This window comes from Buchnera aphidicola (Ceratoglyphina bambusae) (genome assembly GCF_039363085.1).
GTDB classification, from domain to species: domain Bacteria; phylum Pseudomonadota; class Gammaproteobacteria; order Enterobacterales; family Enterobacteriaceae; genus Buchnera_G; species Buchnera_G aphidicola_E.
Genome location: NZ_CP134982.1, coordinates 390,273 through 405,841, shown reverse-complemented (window position 1 = coordinate 405,841; position 15,569 = coordinate 390,273). Strand labels below are relative to the sequence as shown.

At 18.8% G+C, this 15,569-nt stretch carries 18 protein-coding genes and 3 tRNA genes; 9 read left to right on the top strand and 12 right to left on the bottom strand.

Annotated elements, in window-relative coordinates:
- Positions 1–7: 7 nt before the first annotated feature.
- Complete coding sequence (gene hslV, locus RJD23_RS02015; protein ID WP_343188202.1) at positions 8–538, bottom strand: ATP-dependent protease subunit HslV; 531 nt, start codon at positions 536–538, stop codon at positions 8–10.
- 279 nt (positions 539–817) lie between these two features.
- On the opposite strand from hslV, the gene rpmE reads away from it, so the two are divergent.
- Entirely contained in the window at positions 818–1,024 is a 207-nt protein-coding gene (gene rpmE / locus RJD23_RS02010; protein WP_343188201.1) for a 50S ribosomal protein L31, read from the top strand.
- Between the two features lie 52 nt (positions 1,025–1,076).
- Here rpmE and RJD23_RS02005 read toward each other — a convergent pair.
- Both RJD23_RS02005 and orn read right to left on the bottom strand, forming a co-directional pair.
- A tRNA-Gly gene (locus RJD23_RS02005) sits at positions 1,077–1,150 on the bottom strand.
- Positions 1,151–1,201: 51 nt separating this feature from the next.
- Positions 1,202–1,756 (bottom strand): oligoribonuclease, encoded by a 555-nt coding sequence (gene orn / locus RJD23_RS02000; protein WP_343188401.1) that lies wholly within the window; start codon positions 1,754–1,756, stop codon positions 1,202–1,204.
- A gap of 147 nt (positions 1,757–1,903) precedes the next feature.
- Here orn and pgi point away from each other — a divergent pair, with 147 nt between their 5' ends.
- The 5 genes from pgi (at position 1,904) to rplI (ending at position 5,958) form a co-directional block, all read left to right on the top strand.
- Positions 1,904–3,556 carry a glucose-6-phosphate isomerase gene (pgi, locus tag RJD23_RS01995; RefSeq protein WP_428994254.1) on the top strand — a complete coding sequence of 551 codons (1,653 nt, stop codon included), beginning with the start codon at positions 1,904–1,906 and terminating at the stop codon, positions 3,554–3,556.
- Between the two features lie 102 nt (positions 3,557–3,658).
- Positions 3,659–4,594, top strand: coding sequence for a tRNA (adenosine(37)-N6)-dimethylallyltransferase MiaA (miaA, locus tag RJD23_RS01990; protein ID WP_343188199.1), 936 nt, complete (start codon positions 3,659–3,661; stop codon positions 4,592–4,594).
- Between the two features lie 197 nt (positions 4,595–4,791).
- Positions 4,792–5,157 carry a 30S ribosomal protein S6 gene (gene rpsF, locus RJD23_RS01985; RefSeq protein ID WP_343188198.1) on the top strand — a complete coding sequence of 122 codons (366 nt, stop codon included), beginning with the start codon at positions 4,792–4,794 and terminating at the stop codon, positions 5,155–5,157.
- Positions 5,158–5,237: 80 nt separating this feature from the next.
- Positions 5,238–5,465 (top strand): 30S ribosomal protein S18, encoded by a 228-nt coding sequence (gene rpsR, locus RJD23_RS01980; protein WP_343188197.1) that lies wholly within the window; start codon positions 5,238–5,240, stop codon positions 5,463–5,465.
- Between the two features lie 43 nt (positions 5,466–5,508).
- Positions 5,509–5,958, top strand: a complete 450-nt coding sequence (gene rplI / locus RJD23_RS01975; protein ID WP_343188196.1) for a 50S ribosomal protein L9 — start codon at positions 5,509–5,511, stop codon at positions 5,956–5,958.
- A 236-nt stretch (positions 5,959–6,194) separates the two neighbouring features.
- On the opposite strand, the gene rph is transcribed toward rplI, so the two are convergent.
- Complete coding sequence (rph, locus tag RJD23_RS01970) at positions 6,195–6,923, bottom strand: ribonuclease PH (RefSeq protein WP_343188195.1); 729 nt, start codon at positions 6,921–6,923, stop codon at positions 6,195–6,197.
- A gap of 63 nt (positions 6,924–6,986) precedes the next feature.
- Positions 6,987–7,059: transfer RNA gene (locus tag RJD23_RS01965), tRNA-Ile, on the bottom strand.
- Positions 7,060–7,168: 109 nt separating this feature from the next.
- On the opposite strand from RJD23_RS01965, the gene RJD23_RS01960 reads away from it, so the two are divergent.
- A tRNA-Asn gene (locus tag RJD23_RS01960) sits at positions 7,169–7,241 on the top strand.
- 34 nt (positions 7,242–7,275) lie between these two features.
- Complete coding sequence (gene sbcB / locus RJD23_RS01955; protein ID WP_343188194.1) at positions 7,276–8,715, top strand: exodeoxyribonuclease I; 1,440 nt, start codon at positions 7,276–7,278, stop codon at positions 8,713–8,715.
- Here sbcB and RJD23_RS01950 read toward each other — a convergent pair.
- The gene (locus RJD23_RS01950; RefSeq protein WP_343188193.1) at positions 8,698–8,949 is read right to left on the bottom strand and encodes an oxidative damage protection protein; all 252 of its coding nucleotides are present in this window, start codon (positions 8,947–8,949) and stop codon (positions 8,698–8,700) included. The genes sbcB and RJD23_RS01950 overlap by 18 nt on opposite strands.
- A gap of 117 nt (positions 8,950–9,066) precedes the next feature.
- On the opposite strand from RJD23_RS01950, the gene trmB reads away from it, so the two are divergent.
- A complete protein-coding gene (gene trmB, locus RJD23_RS01945) occupies positions 9,067–9,807 on the top strand; it encodes a tRNA (guanosine(46)-N7)-methyltransferase TrmB (RefSeq protein ID WP_343188192.1) in 741 nt (246 codons plus the stop codon).
- A 1-nt stretch (position 9,808) separates the two neighbouring features.
- Here the strand turns inward: trmB and hemW are convergent, their stop codons facing one another.
- From hemW to dusA, 6 genes are all read right to left on the bottom strand, one after another.
- Positions 9,809–10,957, bottom strand: coding sequence for a radical SAM family heme chaperone HemW (hemW, locus tag RJD23_RS01940; protein WP_343188191.1), 1,149 nt, complete (start codon positions 10,955–10,957; stop codon positions 9,809–9,811).
- 17 nt (positions 10,958–10,974) lie between these two features.
- Positions 10,975–11,382: a Holliday junction resolvase RuvX gene (ruvX, locus tag RJD23_RS01935; RefSeq protein WP_343188190.1), complete on the bottom strand. Its 408-nt coding sequence runs from the start codon at positions 11,380–11,382 to the stop codon at positions 10,975–10,977.
- A gap of 3 nt (positions 11,383–11,385) precedes the next feature.
- Entirely contained in the window at positions 11,386–11,952 is a 567-nt protein-coding gene (locus RJD23_RS01930) for a YqgE/AlgH family protein (protein WP_343188189.1), read from the bottom strand.
- Between the two features lie 23 nt (positions 11,953–11,975).
- On the bottom strand, positions 11,976–12,935 hold the full coding sequence (gene gshB / locus RJD23_RS01925; protein WP_343188188.1) for a glutathione synthase: 960 nt from the start codon (positions 12,933–12,935) through the stop codon (positions 11,976–11,978).
- Between the two features lie 106 nt (positions 12,936–13,041).
- Positions 13,042–14,436: a replicative DNA helicase gene (dnaB, locus tag RJD23_RS01920; protein ID WP_343188187.1), complete on the bottom strand. Its 1,395-nt coding sequence runs from the start codon at positions 14,434–14,436 to the stop codon at positions 13,042–13,044.
- A gap of 113 nt (positions 14,437–14,549) precedes the next feature.
- Positions 14,550–15,521 carry a tRNA dihydrouridine(20/20a) synthase DusA gene (gene dusA, locus RJD23_RS01915; RefSeq protein WP_343188186.1) on the bottom strand — a complete coding sequence of 324 codons (972 nt, stop codon included), beginning with the start codon at positions 15,519–15,521 and terminating at the stop codon, positions 14,550–14,552.
- Positions 15,522–15,569: the final 48 nt, after the last annotated feature.

Below are 15,569 nucleotides of genomic sequence, written 5' to 3'. Positions count from 1 at the left end.
ATTATCCTTATTTTTCTGAAGATAATTCTTTAATAGTAAATGTTTGATTTGTATATATACATATATTAGAAGCTATCACTAAGGATTCTTTTACTATATCTTTAGCATTTAATTTTGAATATTTTAATAAAGCTTGGGCTGATGCTTTTGCATATGATCCTCCTGATCCTATAGCAATAAGATCATTTTCAGGTTTAATTACATCTCCATTACCTGTTATTATCAAAGATGTGTTTTTATCTGCTACAGCTAATAAAGCCTCTAATTTTCTTAATATTTTATCTGTACGCCAGTCTTTTGCCAGTTCTATAGCTGATCTTTGTAGTTGACCTTGATGCATTGCTAGTTTTTTTTCAAATAAATCAAATAATGTAAATGCATCTGCAGTTCCTCCAGCAAATCCAGCTATAACTTTTTTATTATATAAGTTTCTAACTTTTTTTACGTTGCTTTTTATTATTGTATTTCCTAATGTTGCTTGTCCGTCACCACCTATAACTACTTTTTTATTAAAACGCACACTCAATATAGTTGTCATAAATTTTCTTTTTATATTTTATATATATTAAAATGTTTATTAATTTCATTGTTAAATTTTATTTAAAATTTTTATAAATTTGTATTTTAATTTATAATGTTAATTTATAATGTTTCTTAATTTAATTAAACAATTTGTAAAATACATTTTTTAATTTAATAAATAATTTAGATTTATTTAATGTTATTTTATTATTTTATATATATTTTTTTATATAAATTATATAGTAATATATTTTTAAATATATATTTTATTTTTTTTTAAAAGGTTTTACTAAAAATGAAAAAAAATATACATCCAAATTATAAAAAAATAAGTGTAATTTGTTCATGTGGAGATAAAATGGAAATTTTTTCTACTATAAACAAAAAACATATTCATTTAGATATATGCGGTTCTTGTCATCCATTTTTTACTGGAAAACAAAGAATTGTTGATACTAGTGGCAGAATTGAAAGATTTAATAAGAGATTTAAAAATTTTTAAAAAATAAAATCATACAATAATATTTTTTGTTTTTGATAAAATAATTTATTTGAGCGGGAAACGAGATTTGAACTCGTGACCTCAACCTTGGCAAGGTTGCACTCTAACCAACTGAGCTATTCCCGCTTATTTAAAATTATATAGTAATAATTTTGTTTAAACAAGTTTTTATTTAATTTATTCTTCTTCAATATTAAAAAATTTTTTTTTATAGTATATAAGCTCTTTTATAGATTCATATATATCTTTTAAAGCAGAATGATTATTTTTTTTTTTTATTTTTTTATATATTTTATTGTTCCATCTCTTAGATAATTCTTTTATGGTGCTTACATCTATAGATCTATAATGAAAATAATTTAATAATGTAGGCATAAATTTTTTTAAAAAAATTTTATCTAAAAAGTTTGAATTTCCACACATAGGTGAATGTTTTTTTTTAGTAAAAGTTTTTATAAATTTTATTATTTTTTGTTCTGCCATTTTTTCATTATATATACTATTTTTGACTTTTTTAATTAATCCATTTTTTTTATGTGTTCTTTTATTCCAAGTATTCATTTTATTTATTATTGTAGTTTTATGATGTATTGGTATAGAAATTCCTTTAGATTTTATATTTAAATTTTTATCTGTTATTACTACAGCTATTTCTAAAATAAAATTATTATTTGGATTTAGTCCAGTCATTTCTAAATCTATCCATATTAAATTATTTTTTTTCATATTTATATAATATTTTTAATATAAAATTTATATGTTAATATAAATTTATTTATAAATTATTTGCATAATTATATTATTAATATAATAATATGTTTTTTTAAAAAAAATATAAATATGTTTATTATAAAATTAATGTGAATTTTTTTTTACAAAATAAAATCTATGATATACAAAAATTATAAGTATTATAAAAAGTTATTAAATAATTTTAAATATATGAAAAATGTTCATATGAAAGATTTATTTTTAAATAGTAAAAATAGATTTAAAAAATTTTCTATAAATTTTAAAGATTATTTATTGTTAGATTATTCCAAGAATATAGTTGATAATAATACTATGTATAATTTGTTTAAATTTGCAGAAGAAATAAATATATATGATGAAATTTTAAAAATGTTTTCAGGTGAAAAAATAAATGAAACTGAAAATAATTCTGTTTTACATATTGCATTAAGAAATTTAAGAAATATTCCAATATTTGTAGATAAAAAAAATGTTATGCATGAAATTAATTTATGTTTAAAAAAAATGAAAAAATTCTCTAATAACGTTATTAATGGAGCGTGGAGAGGTTGCACTAACAAAAAAATTAAAAACATAATAAATATAGGAATAGGTGGATCAGAATTGGGCCCTAAAATGGTTAATTATGCACTAAAAGATTATAAAAATCATTTAAACATATATTATTTATCTAATGTAGACAATAACAATTTAATCGATATATTGAATAATATAGATATAGAATCTTCATTATTTTTAATTGTTTCTAAGACTTTTTCTACTTCAGAAACTATAGTAAATTCTAATAGTATAAAAAAATATTTTTTGAAAAAATTTAATAACAAAGATTTTATTGCAAACCATTTTTGCGCAATATCAAACAATACAAATGCATCTATAAAATTTGGTATAAGAAAAGAAAACATTTTTAAAATTTTTGATTGGATTGGAGGAAGATATTCTGTTTGGTCTTCTGTTGGATTGTCTGTGATGCTTTCAATAGGATATAAAAATTTTAAAAAATTTCTAGCTGGAGCTAACAAAATGGATGTTCATTTTTGTAATAAATCTTATAATAAAAATATTCCTATAATATTAGCATTATTAAGTTTTTGGTATATATTTTTTTTTAATACTAGCACTGAAGCAGTATTAACTTATAATAACAGATTAAGCAAATTTTATAATTATTTGCAACAACTTAATATGGAGTCTAATGGAAAAAATATAGATAAAAATGGAAAAAGAGTTTCATATAATACTTGTCCTATTATATGGGGTGGAACTGGAACAAATTGTCAACATTCTTTTTTTCAACTACTTCATCAAGGAACTAGATTAATTCCTTGTGACTTCATTGCATTTGTAAATAATTTTAGCAATTTGTTTTATAATCACAATTTACATTTATTATCTAATTTTTTTGCGCAAACACAAGCTTTGTCTTTTGGAGATAGTGTATTATCTAAAAATTTGAAAAATGATTTTTTTAATATAAGAAAAAAAGATAACTATTTATTTCATAAAAAATTTTTTGGTAACATACCTTCTAATTCTATATTATTCAAAAAATTAGATCCTTATAGTTTAGGATTATTGTTATCATTGTATGAACATAAAACTTTTGTTCAAGGAGTTATTTTTAACATATTTAGTTTTGATCAATGGGGTGTTGAATTAGGTAAAACACTTTCTAACAATATATATAATATGTTAAAAAAAAATAATGATATAAATTATAAATATGATAGTTCAACTAATGGTTTAATAAATTTTTATAAAAAGTGGAAATATAAATAATATTTATATTAATTTTACGAAATTTATTTATATAATTTTATGTAGTACATTTTAATTAAAATAACATAAATTATGTTTTCATAAAGATAAATTTAATACAATATGCATAAAAATTATCCTATAGTTGTTTTTTTAATGGGTTTAACATCTTGTGGAAAGACTTCATTAGCTATGAATATGCAAGATAAAATAAACATAAAAATAATAAGTGTAGATTCTTCTTTAGTTTATAAGAATATGAATATAGGTACATCTAAACCTAATAGAGAAGAATTAATAAAATATCCTCATAAATTAGTAAATATACGAAATACTAATGAAAATTATTCTGTAGCTAATTTTTATTATGATTCTTTGAAAGAAATAAAAAATGCATTTTTGCAAGGTAAAATTCCTTTGTTGGTAGGAGGAACTATGTTTTATTATAAAATTTTATTAAATGGATTAATTGAATTTCCTAAAAATAAAAATATATTATTAAAAAAATTTGTAAATTTATATAAAATGAATAATAATTTTTTATATAATAAGTTATTTAAAATAGATCCTATAAGCGCTGTTAAAATAGGTAAAAATGATGTATATAGATTAGCTAGATCTTTAGAAATTTTTTATTATACTGGAAATTTAAGAAGTAATTTTTTTAGTAAAAAAAAATTTCCATACCAAGTTATACAATTTGCTTTAATTCCTAAAAATAAAAATATTTTATACAATAATATAAGAAATAGATTAATAAGGATGTTAAATTTAGGATTTGAAGAAGAAGTATACACATTGTTTAAAAAAAAAATATTGAAATTAAATTTTCAAGCTATGCGTTGTATAGGTTATTCTCAGATGTGGCAATTTATTAATAAAAAAATTACATATGATGAAATGTTTAATAAAATTATAATTTCTACTAGAAGACTAGCAAAGAATCAAATGACATGGTTAAAATCTTGGAAAAATATTAATTTTTTATATTCAAATGACAACAAAAATTCTTTAAAAACTATAATAAATGTATTAAATAATTATACTATTATAAATTAATTTTTTATATTATACTGCTAATAATTGTATTAAAATGTTAATTTATGTAAAAATTTATGTAAATATTATGTTTTTTTTAATGAAGTTTAATATTATATTTTTATAAAAAAAATATAACAGATAATTTTTGTTATATTTTTTTCATTTACTATATTATAGTTATTATAAAATGTATTTTAAATATATTGTTCTTAAATATGGTGTTACTAAATATGAAGAATTATGAAATAGTTTTGATATTTCACCCTGGAAATAGTAATTTGGTTTCGAAAATTTTAGAAAAATATGTTTCATTTATAAAAGAACAAGGAGGTTTAATACATAGAATAGAAGATTGGGGTAGAAAACATTTATCTTACCCTATTAAAAAAGTTCATAAAGGTCATTATATATTAATGAATATAGAAGTTTTAATAGATACTATAAATAATTTAGAGAAAAAGATTAGATTTGATGAAAATATTTTAAGAAATTTAATAATTTCTGTAAATAAAATATTTAAGTCTAAATCTCCAATGGCTTTGTTGCAAGATTTAGATAAAAAATCTTTAGAAAAAAAATAATATCTTATATTTTCTTTTTTAAATATTTTTTATATATAAAATGTATTAAAATTTTAAAACATAATTTTTAGGATATTAAAATGATTCGTTATTTTAGAAGAAGAAAATTTTGTAGGTTTACTACTGAAGGAATAAAAGAAATAGACTATAAAGATATAAATCTTTTGAAAAATTATGTAACTGAAAATGGTAAAATAGTTCCAAGTAGAATTACTGGAACTAAGTCAAAATTTCAAAGAAAGTTATCTATAGCAATTAAAAGAGCTAGATATTTATCATTACTTCCTTACACTGATCAACATAAATAATTTTTTATATATATAAAATTTTATAGTAGGTTACAAAAATTTTATGAAAATAATATTGTATAAAAATGTGGATAATTTAGGTAAAAAAGGAAAAATAGTAGTTGTAAAACCAGGATATGCTAGAAATTTTTTATTTCCTTATGGATATGCTATATTAGCTAGTAAAAACAATATTAAGATATTTAAAAATACAAAGAAATTAGAAAAAAAAGAACTAAAAAATAAAATTAGATTTTATGAGAGAATTAAATATAAATTAGACAAGGTAAAACATATTAAAATATTTGCAAAATCTAGTAAAGAAGGAAAATTATTTGGATCAGTAAGTATTAAAAACATTTTAGAATGTTTAAACAAAAATAATATAAAAGTAGACAAAAAAAATATTCGTATTGAAGAAGGTTATATTAAAAAATTAGGTAAATATAATATAATTTTTAAATTTACAAAAAGTATTACTTCTAAGGTTTGCTTGGAAGTTTTGCCCAAATAAATTCAATTAATTAAATATTTTTCTTTAATAAATTTATTTATTTATTAAAAAATTTTTATAATTACGTTATAATTAGAATTTAATTTAAAATTCTTATATCTATTTTATACAGAAATTTTGTTTAATATATTTATAGATATAAGAATATATTATTATAATTAAAATATTTAAATTTCGTATAATTTAAAAAAATAACATTTATTTATTAATAAATTTTTAATTTTTAATTTAATATTTTATATTTCTTTCAATATATTTTTTTGTTGTATTATTAAATTTTTAATATTTTTTTTTGCAATTGATATTAATTTGAACAAGTCATGCTCACTAAAAGTTTTAACTTCTGCTGTTCCTTGTATTTCTACTATTTTATTTTTAGAATTCATTACTATATTAATGTCAGAATATGCTTTTGAATCTTCATTATACTCTAAATCGCACATATATTCATCATTAACTATTCCTACAGATACTGAAGCTATTATCGAATTTATTGGATTATTTTTTAAATTTTTTTTTTTTACTAATTTTTTACAAGCTTGAGCCATAGCAATATATGATCCTGTAATTGATGCTGATCTAGTTCCACCATCTGCTTCTAATACATCACAATCTAATAAAATAGTTCTTTCTCCTAATTTTTTTAAATTTACAGCAGATCTTAAAGATCTAGATATTAATCTTTGAATTTCAATTGTTCTGCCTTTTTGTTTTCCTTGTATAGATTCTCTAATATTTCTTTTATGAGTAGATGTAGGAATCATTCCATATTCTGCAGTTATCCATCCCATATTTTGTCCTTTTATAAAAAATGGAACTTTTTCTTGTATAGATGCATTACATAGAACTGATGTATTTCCTACTTTTATTAAAACTGATCCGTCAGCATGAGGAGTATAATTTATTTCAAATGTTACTGGTCTCATCTCTGTTAGAGATCTATTAAATGATCTTTTGTTTATCATTAGTTATCATATAAAACTATTTTTATTTATATTAAATAAATTATTTTTTAACATATTTTTTTATGGCCCTTGCTGGATTTGAACCAGCGACCTAACGATTATGAGTCGTTTGCTCTAACCTCTGAGCTAAAGGGCCTAAAAAATAATATTTAATTATTATATTATATATATTTTTTTTTTTCTATATATATTTTTTTTATTTTTTTTTGACAAAAAAAAAAAAATATAATAACATAGGTTATGTTTCCTCTGTAGTTCAGTTGGTAGAACGGCGGACTGTTAATCCGTATGTCACTGGTTCGAATCCAGTCGGAGGAGTTAAATTAATTTTTATATTTATTTTTTTTATTTCATGTTATCTAAAAAGTTTAAATTTATTTTTTATGATTATGAAACTTCTGGCATAAATCCTTCATTAGATAAACCATTACAATTTTCTTGTACTATTACTGATTATAATTTTAATATCTTAAGTAAAAATATTTGTTTTTTTTGTACTCTTCCGTTAGATTATTTGCCTAACATAAATTCTATATTAATAAATAAAATTGCACCTAATAGTGAAAGGAAAAAAAACAGTTTAAATGAATATTATTTTTCTAAAAATATATATAATATTTTTTCAAAAAAAAATTTATGTATTGTTGGATATAATAATTTACATTTTGACGATGAATTTACTAGAAATATATTTTATAGAAATTTTTTAGACCCATATAGTTGGCATTATAAAAATAATAATTCTAGATTAGACGTGTTAACTATATTAAGAGCATATTATTCTTTTAGACCTGATAATATAAAATGGCCTAAAAACATAAAAAATGATTTAGTTAGTTTTAAATTAAGTGATTTTACTAGAATAAATAATATTTTTCATAATAAACCACATGATGCTGTTTTTGATGTATTAGCTACTATTTCTGTAATTAAATTTTTGAAAAAAAAAAATTCCAAGTTATTTAATTATATATTTAAAAATAGATTTAAAAAAAATGTATTAAAAATAATATATAAGAATATTAATAAACCTATTTTTTATTCTTCTAATATTTTTGGAATTAAAAGATTTAATTTGTCAACAGTATTTTTTTTATTTATTCATCCTAAAAATTTTAATATAGCAATTATGTTTGATTTATCAAAAAGTTTAAAAGTTTTTTTTTATTATTTTAACAAAGAGTATGAAACAAACATGAACAACATTAGTATACAAAGTCTTTTTCATCTTGGAATAATTTTTATTCATTTAAACAAATGCCCTATATTAGCACCTATTTCTGTAGCTAGAAGAATTGATTTTAATAGAATTAGAGTGAATTTTAAAAAAAATACCAGAAGAATATTATATATAAAGAAAAATTGGGATATTTTTTTAAAACTAAAAAAATTTTTTTTATTTATATATGAATATAAAATAGAAACGTCAAATGTAGATTTAAAAATATATAATAATTTTATTGATTATCATGATAAGAAGTTATTAAGTTTAATACATAATACACAACCAAATTGTTTTAATAAATTAAATCTTAATTTTAACGATAATAGAATGAAAGAATTGTTATTTAGATTAAAAGCTAGAAATTTTCCTAGCTTATTAAATAAAATTGAGAAAAAAAAGTGGAAAAAACATTGTTTAAAATATTTCAACATAAGTAAAATAAATAAATATAAATTTGATTTAAAAAATATGTTAATTAAAAATAAAAAAAATTATGAAAAAGTTTTTTTATTAAAGCAAACTTGCATATATTTAAAAAATATAATATCATTAATTATTAAATATTGATTTTTTATTAAATAAAAAATTTATCATATATTTTTCTATTTTTTTTCGGTCTTTTTTTTTTAATGTGTTTAATTTTTTTTCATTTATTATTTTAGTTTGCTCTTTAGTCCATTTATTCCATGCTTTTTTAGAAATTTTTTTATATATTTTTTTTCCTATTTTACCTGGATAAATTTGACTATTTTGTTTTTCTAATTTTTTTTTATAAAATCTACATATTATAAATTTTTTCATAAATTTGTTTAAAAAATTTTAAAAAGTTCATTTTATAATATAATAATAATAATATATTTTTATTAACAAAAACATAATTATTTAATTACATTGACATAATATAAAATTTTAAAAAAAATGAATAATAATATTAAGAAATATTTGAAAAATAGTTTTAAATTATGTTATAAAAATAATAATATTTTTTTTAGTAAAATTAAAAGTTTTGTTTTAAGAAGAAAAAAATTAAGGATAAGTTATATTAATGTTATTAGAAGTTATTGGAATAGATTTTGTATAAATTTTTTATATAATAAAATAAACTTAAAAAAAAAGTTTAACAATAAAAATCCTATAATAATAGATGTGGGGTTTGGAAATGGAAGAAAATTATATTTTGATGTAAAAAAAAATTTAAATATAAATTTTTTAGGTATAGAAGTATATATTAAGGGTGTTATATATTGTTTAAAAAAATGCAATGAAAATGGTTTAGAAAATTTAAAAATAATTTTTTATGATGCATTTAAAGTATTTAAATATATGATATTAAATAATTCTATATTTAAAATACAAATTTTTTTTCCAGATCCATGGGAAAAGAAGAAACATAAAAAAAGAAGATTAATAAATTTATTTTTTTTATTTTTATTAAGAGAAAAATTATTAAAAGATGGAATATTACACATTATAACTGATTCTAAAGATTATTATAAAAATGTTAAAAAAAATATAAAAATTATAGGTGGTTTTAAAAAGTTTTTTTTTATTTCTAACAACAAATTTATTAATAAAAATTTATTTTGTTATACGAAATATGAAAAAAAAGCTAAAAATGTTAAAAAGTCTATATATAATTTAATATATATTAAAACTTAAATTATATAAATATTTCTAATAAATCATTTAAAAAATTTTTTCCTTTTTTTGTAGTTTCCCATGTTTTTTTGTTTTCTTTAATATATCCATTATTGATGGCTATTTTTATTTTTTTATTTATTTCTTTAGAGTGTATATTAGTATATTTAAAAAAATCACTTTTAAATATTGGTTTAAATAATCTAAAATTATTCATAAAAAATTCTAAAATTATTTCTTTTTTTTTTAAAATTTTTATTTTATATATATATTTTTTTAAATTATATTTTTTTATATTTTTTTGCTTAATAATTCTTATTATGCTTCCATTTTTTTTAGTTATTTTACTGTGAGAGCCGCATCCTATTCCTAAATAGTCTCCATAATTCCAGTAATTTAAATTATGTTTAGATATGCATTTTTTTTTAGAATATGAAGATATTTCATATTGTTTAAATCCGTGTTTTTTTAATATTATGTTTCCAAATTTTAATATGTTTAAAAATATATTTTCTTTGGTATTTTTTATTTTTTTTTTATAAAAATATGTATTTTTTTCTATATTTAATTTATACCAGGAAATATGATTAGGATTTAATTTTACAGTTTTTTTTATATCTACTAATGCTTCATATAATGTTTGCTTAGGTAAACTATGAATTATGTCTATATTAATTTTAATTTTTTTATTTTTTTTACAAATTTTTATAGTCTTTATTGCTTGGTTAGAGTTATACATTCTTTTCAAAAAAAATAATTTTTTATTATTAAAAGTTTGGATTCCTAATGATATTCTATTTATACCTAATTTATAATAAATTTTTATTTCATTTTTTATTAATGTTTTAGGATCCATTTCAATAGTTATTTCTATATTTTTAGAAAATTTTATTATTTTTTTTATTTTTTTTAATAAAATAAAAATTTCTTTATGATTTAATAATGTTGGAGTTCCTCCTCCTATAAATATGCTACAAATTTTTCTATTATTTATTAATTTTATATCTTGTTTTAAATCATTATGTAAATTTTTTATATATTTATTTATATATTTTTTTTTTCGTTTAAATATAAATATGTTAAAATCGCAGTACGGGCATCTTCTTATACACCATGGTATATGAATATATAAACTTATAGGTATTTCTTTAACTATATTTTTTTTATACATTTTATTTTTTTTAAAATTTAGTTTTTAGACATCCAACTTTCTAAAATAATTAAAGCAGACATAGAGTTTATTTTGTCTTTAGTTAAATTTTTTTTTCCTTTTTTTCTAAATAAAATATTTTTAGCTTCTACTGTAGTTAATCTTTCATCATGCATATAAACAGGTATGTTAAATTTTTTTTTTATGTTAATAGCAAAATTTTTTGTTTTAACAGTAAAATTCTGTTCAGTTCCATTCATATTCAATGGTAATCCTATTACTATAGATTTAGGATTCCAATATTTTATTATTTTTTTTATTTTTTTCCAATTTATAATTCCATTTTTAATTTTTATAGATGGAAGCATATTTCCTGTATTTGTTATTTTTTGTCCTATTGCTAATCCTATATTTTTAGTACCATAATCAAAAGATATATAATTCATTTTTTATGCATTCCCAAAATTCATTGTTATTTTTTTTGTGTCTATTCCTAATGTTTTAGCAGCTTCAGTCCATCTATTTTTCATAGGAACTTTAAATAATATATAATTGCTAGCTGGAGTTATAATCCAAGTGTTTTCTAATAGTTCATTTTCTAATTGATTTTTTTTCCAAGAACAATAACCTAATGCTACTAAAATATTTTCAGGATCTTCTAAAGATTCTATAGATTCTAAAATATCTCTAGAAGTTGTAATTAACATATTTTTAGATACTTTTATACTAGTTGAAAATTTTTTTTTTGAAGAATGTAATATAAATCCTCTATCTCCAGATTGAGGGCCACCTAGAATTACCGGTTTATTTATTTCTTTGTTTTTTTTTTTAAAATCTTTTATTTTTAATTTTTTCAATATATCTTTTATTTTTAAGTTTTCTATTGGTTTATTTATTATTATACCCATAGTACCATTAGAATCATGTTTACATATATATATAACAGATTTTTTAAAAAATGGATCTTCTATTCCAGGCATAGCTATTAAGAAATGGTTTTGTAAAATTAATTTCATTTTTAAGTCCATATTAATTTTATTTATAATTTATTTTTTTTTAAAATTTTTTCTATTTTATCTAATAAAATAGATGAAATAGAAATAGAATAAAAATTTTCAATTTCTCGTATACAAGTTGGACTAGTAATATTTATTTCTATTAATTTTCCTCCTATTATATCTATTCCAGCTAGTAATATTCCATTTTTTTTTAAAAATTTTCCTATTTTTTTTGAAATCCTTAAATTTCTTTTATTAATTTTTTCTAGTTTAGCTGTTCCTCCAATTGCTAAATTTCCTCTATACTCATCTTTTTTAGGCATTCTAGAAACGCACCATTCTATAGGATTTCCATCTATTATTATTATTCTTTTATCACCATTTATTATATCTTTTATATATTTTTGTGATATACAATATTTTGATTCATTTTTTGTTATTGTTTCTATTATTACAGATGCATTTAGATCTTCTCTTTTTATTCTAAATATTGATTTTCCACCCATTCCGTTTAATGGTTTTATAATTATGTCTTTGTTTTTTTTTATAAATTTTTTTATTTTTTTCTTTTTTCTAGTTACTAATGTTTTTGGTATAAATTTGCTAAATAATATACTAAATAGTTTTTCATTAAAGTTTCTTAAACTACTTGGTTTATTAATTATTATTGTTCCCATCTTTTCCGCAAATTCTAAAATATATGTAGAATAAATAAATTCCATGTTTACTGGTGGGTCTTTTCTCATAAATATTATATTTAATTTAGATAACAATATTTTTTTTTTTTTTATTACATCAAACCACATATTTTTGTTTTCTGTTATTTTTATTATTTTCGTATCTGCATAAGCTTTGTTTAAATATATATATAAGTCTTTTATTTCCATATAATAAATTTTATAATTTCTCTTTTGTGATTCTAATAATATAGAAAATGTAGAGTCTTTTTTTATATCAATATTTTCTATAGGATCCATTACTACTCCTAATTTTATTTTCATTCTTTCACCATTTTTTTTAAATTTATACTATACTTTTAATTATATAAAATTTTTTTTATTATTTTTTTAAAATTAATAAGTATTGTAATGCTTTTTATTTTTAATTTTATTTATATTTAATTCCTGAATAATTGTCAAATCTTGACCAATGTCCATTAAAAGTTAGTCTTATTGTTCCTATTGGTCCATTTCTTTGCTTTCCTATTATTATTTCGGCTATTCCTTTTAAATCACTATTTTCATGATATACTTCATCTCTATATATAAACATTATTAAGTCTGCATCTTGTTCTAAAGAACCTGATTCTCTTAAATCTGAGTTTAATGGTCTTTTGTCAGCTCTTTGCTCTAATGATCTGTTTAATTGAGATAGAGCTATTATTGGAACTTGCAATTCTTTTGCTAAAGATTTTAATGATCTAGATATTTCTGCTATTTCTAATGTTCTATTTTCTTTTAGAGATGGTATTTTCATTAATTGTAAATAATCTATCATTATTAAACTAATACCTTTATTTTCTCTATATATTTTTCTAGATCTAGATCTTATTTCTGTTGTTGTTAAAGAAGAAGAATCGTCTATATATATGTTTTTTTTTTTTAATAATATATTTATAGTACTAGATATTCTTGCCCAGTCTTCATCATTTAACTTACCTGTTCTTATTTTATTTTGATTTACTCTGGATAATGATGATAAAATTCTTATCATGATTTGTTCTATAGGCATTTCTAAACTAAATATTAATACTGGTTTTTTATAAATCATTGCTATATTTTCACATATATTCATAGCAAAAGTTGTTTTTCCCATAGAAGGTCTAGCTGCTATTATTATTAATTCAGATTTTTGTAATCCAGATGTTTTTTTATTTAAATCTTGATAACCAGTATTTATACCAGTTAAATCGTTTATTGGAGATTTAATTAATTTTTCTATATTATATATTGTAGAATCTAATATTTCTTCTATATTTTTTGGCCCAGAGTTTTTTCTGGATCTTTTTTCGGTAATTTTAAATACGTTAGATTCCGCGTAATCTAATAGTTCTTCACTACTTCGTCCTTTTGTATTGTATCCAGCATATAAAATTTTATTTGCTACTAATATTATTTCTCTTATTATAGATCTTTCTCTTACTATATCTGCATATGCTTTTATGTTTGCTGTACTAGGTGTATTTTTAGATAGTTCCGCTAAATAAGAAAATCTTCCGACTATTTCTAATTTTCCTTTTTGCTCTAAAGATTCTGACAATGTTATTAAATCAATAGGATATTCTGATTCTAATAATTGCTTCATTTCTTTAAATATAATTCTATGTTGATTACTAAAAAAATCTTGCTCAACTATTATTTCTGATACTGTTTCCCATTTTTCATTATCTAACATTAATCCACCCAATATAGATTGCTCTGCTTCTATAGAGTGTGGTGGAATTTTAATATTATACTTTTTATATACATTATATTTTTTAAAATTTTTTTTGTTTTTTTCCATTTTAAAAATTTTTTATTTTTATTTTCATTTTATATATAAATATATAATTTTTATCAATTTTATTATATATTTTTTTTTAATTTAAACATTTCATGTTTTTTTATTTTATTTTATTAATTATTTTTTTTATATATTTTAAAAATTTTTTCTATATTAATTTTTTTTTTTGCATTTTCTAATATTAATTTTTTCCAAATTGTAGATCCTTTATTTCCTTTGAAAATTTCTAATATATGTCTAGTAATTTTATACATTTGTATATTTTCTTTGACTTTTTTATTTATATATTTAAAAATTTTTTTTAGTTTTTTTTTAAAGCTATATTTATTTTTTATATTATAAATATTTTTATCTACATAATTTAGCATCATTGGATTTTTATATATGTTTCTTCCCAGCATAACTCCATCTACTTTTTTTAAATGTATTAGTGATTCTTTTATTGATTTAATTTCTCCATTTAATATTATTTTTAATTTAGGAAATTGTTTTTTTATTTTATATACTATTTTATAATTTATTTTTGGTATTTTTAAATTTTTTTTAGTACTAAAATTGTTTAATATCGCGCTTCTTGCATGTAATATAAATATTTTACAGTTGCTATTTATATATATATCATTTATAAAGTCACTTAAAAAATTATAATTATCATTTTTATCTATTCCTATTCTAGTTTTTATACTTACTTCCATAGGAGTATTGTCTTTTATTGAATTTATTAAGTTTATTATAGTTTTAGGTTTTTTCATTAATATAATTCCAAAATTTCCTTTTTGAGCTTTTATTGATGGGCATCCTATATTTAAATTTATATATTTATATTTTTTTTTATATATTATTTCCGCACATTTTGCTGTTTCTAATGAGTTTGATCCAGCTATTTGGATAGCTATAGGATTTTCTTTTTTTTTGTTTAATATTATTTTATTTTTATAATCATATAATATATTTCTTACATGTATCATTTCTGTAAATAAAAGTGTTTTTTTACTCATTATTCTATATATCTTTCTGCAGTGTTCATCTGTATACCTAAACATAGGTGCTACACAAAATTTATATATATTTTTTTTTTTTTTCATAAAAATTTATTTTCGTAAAAGTAATACTTGTTAAAAAAAATTTAATCT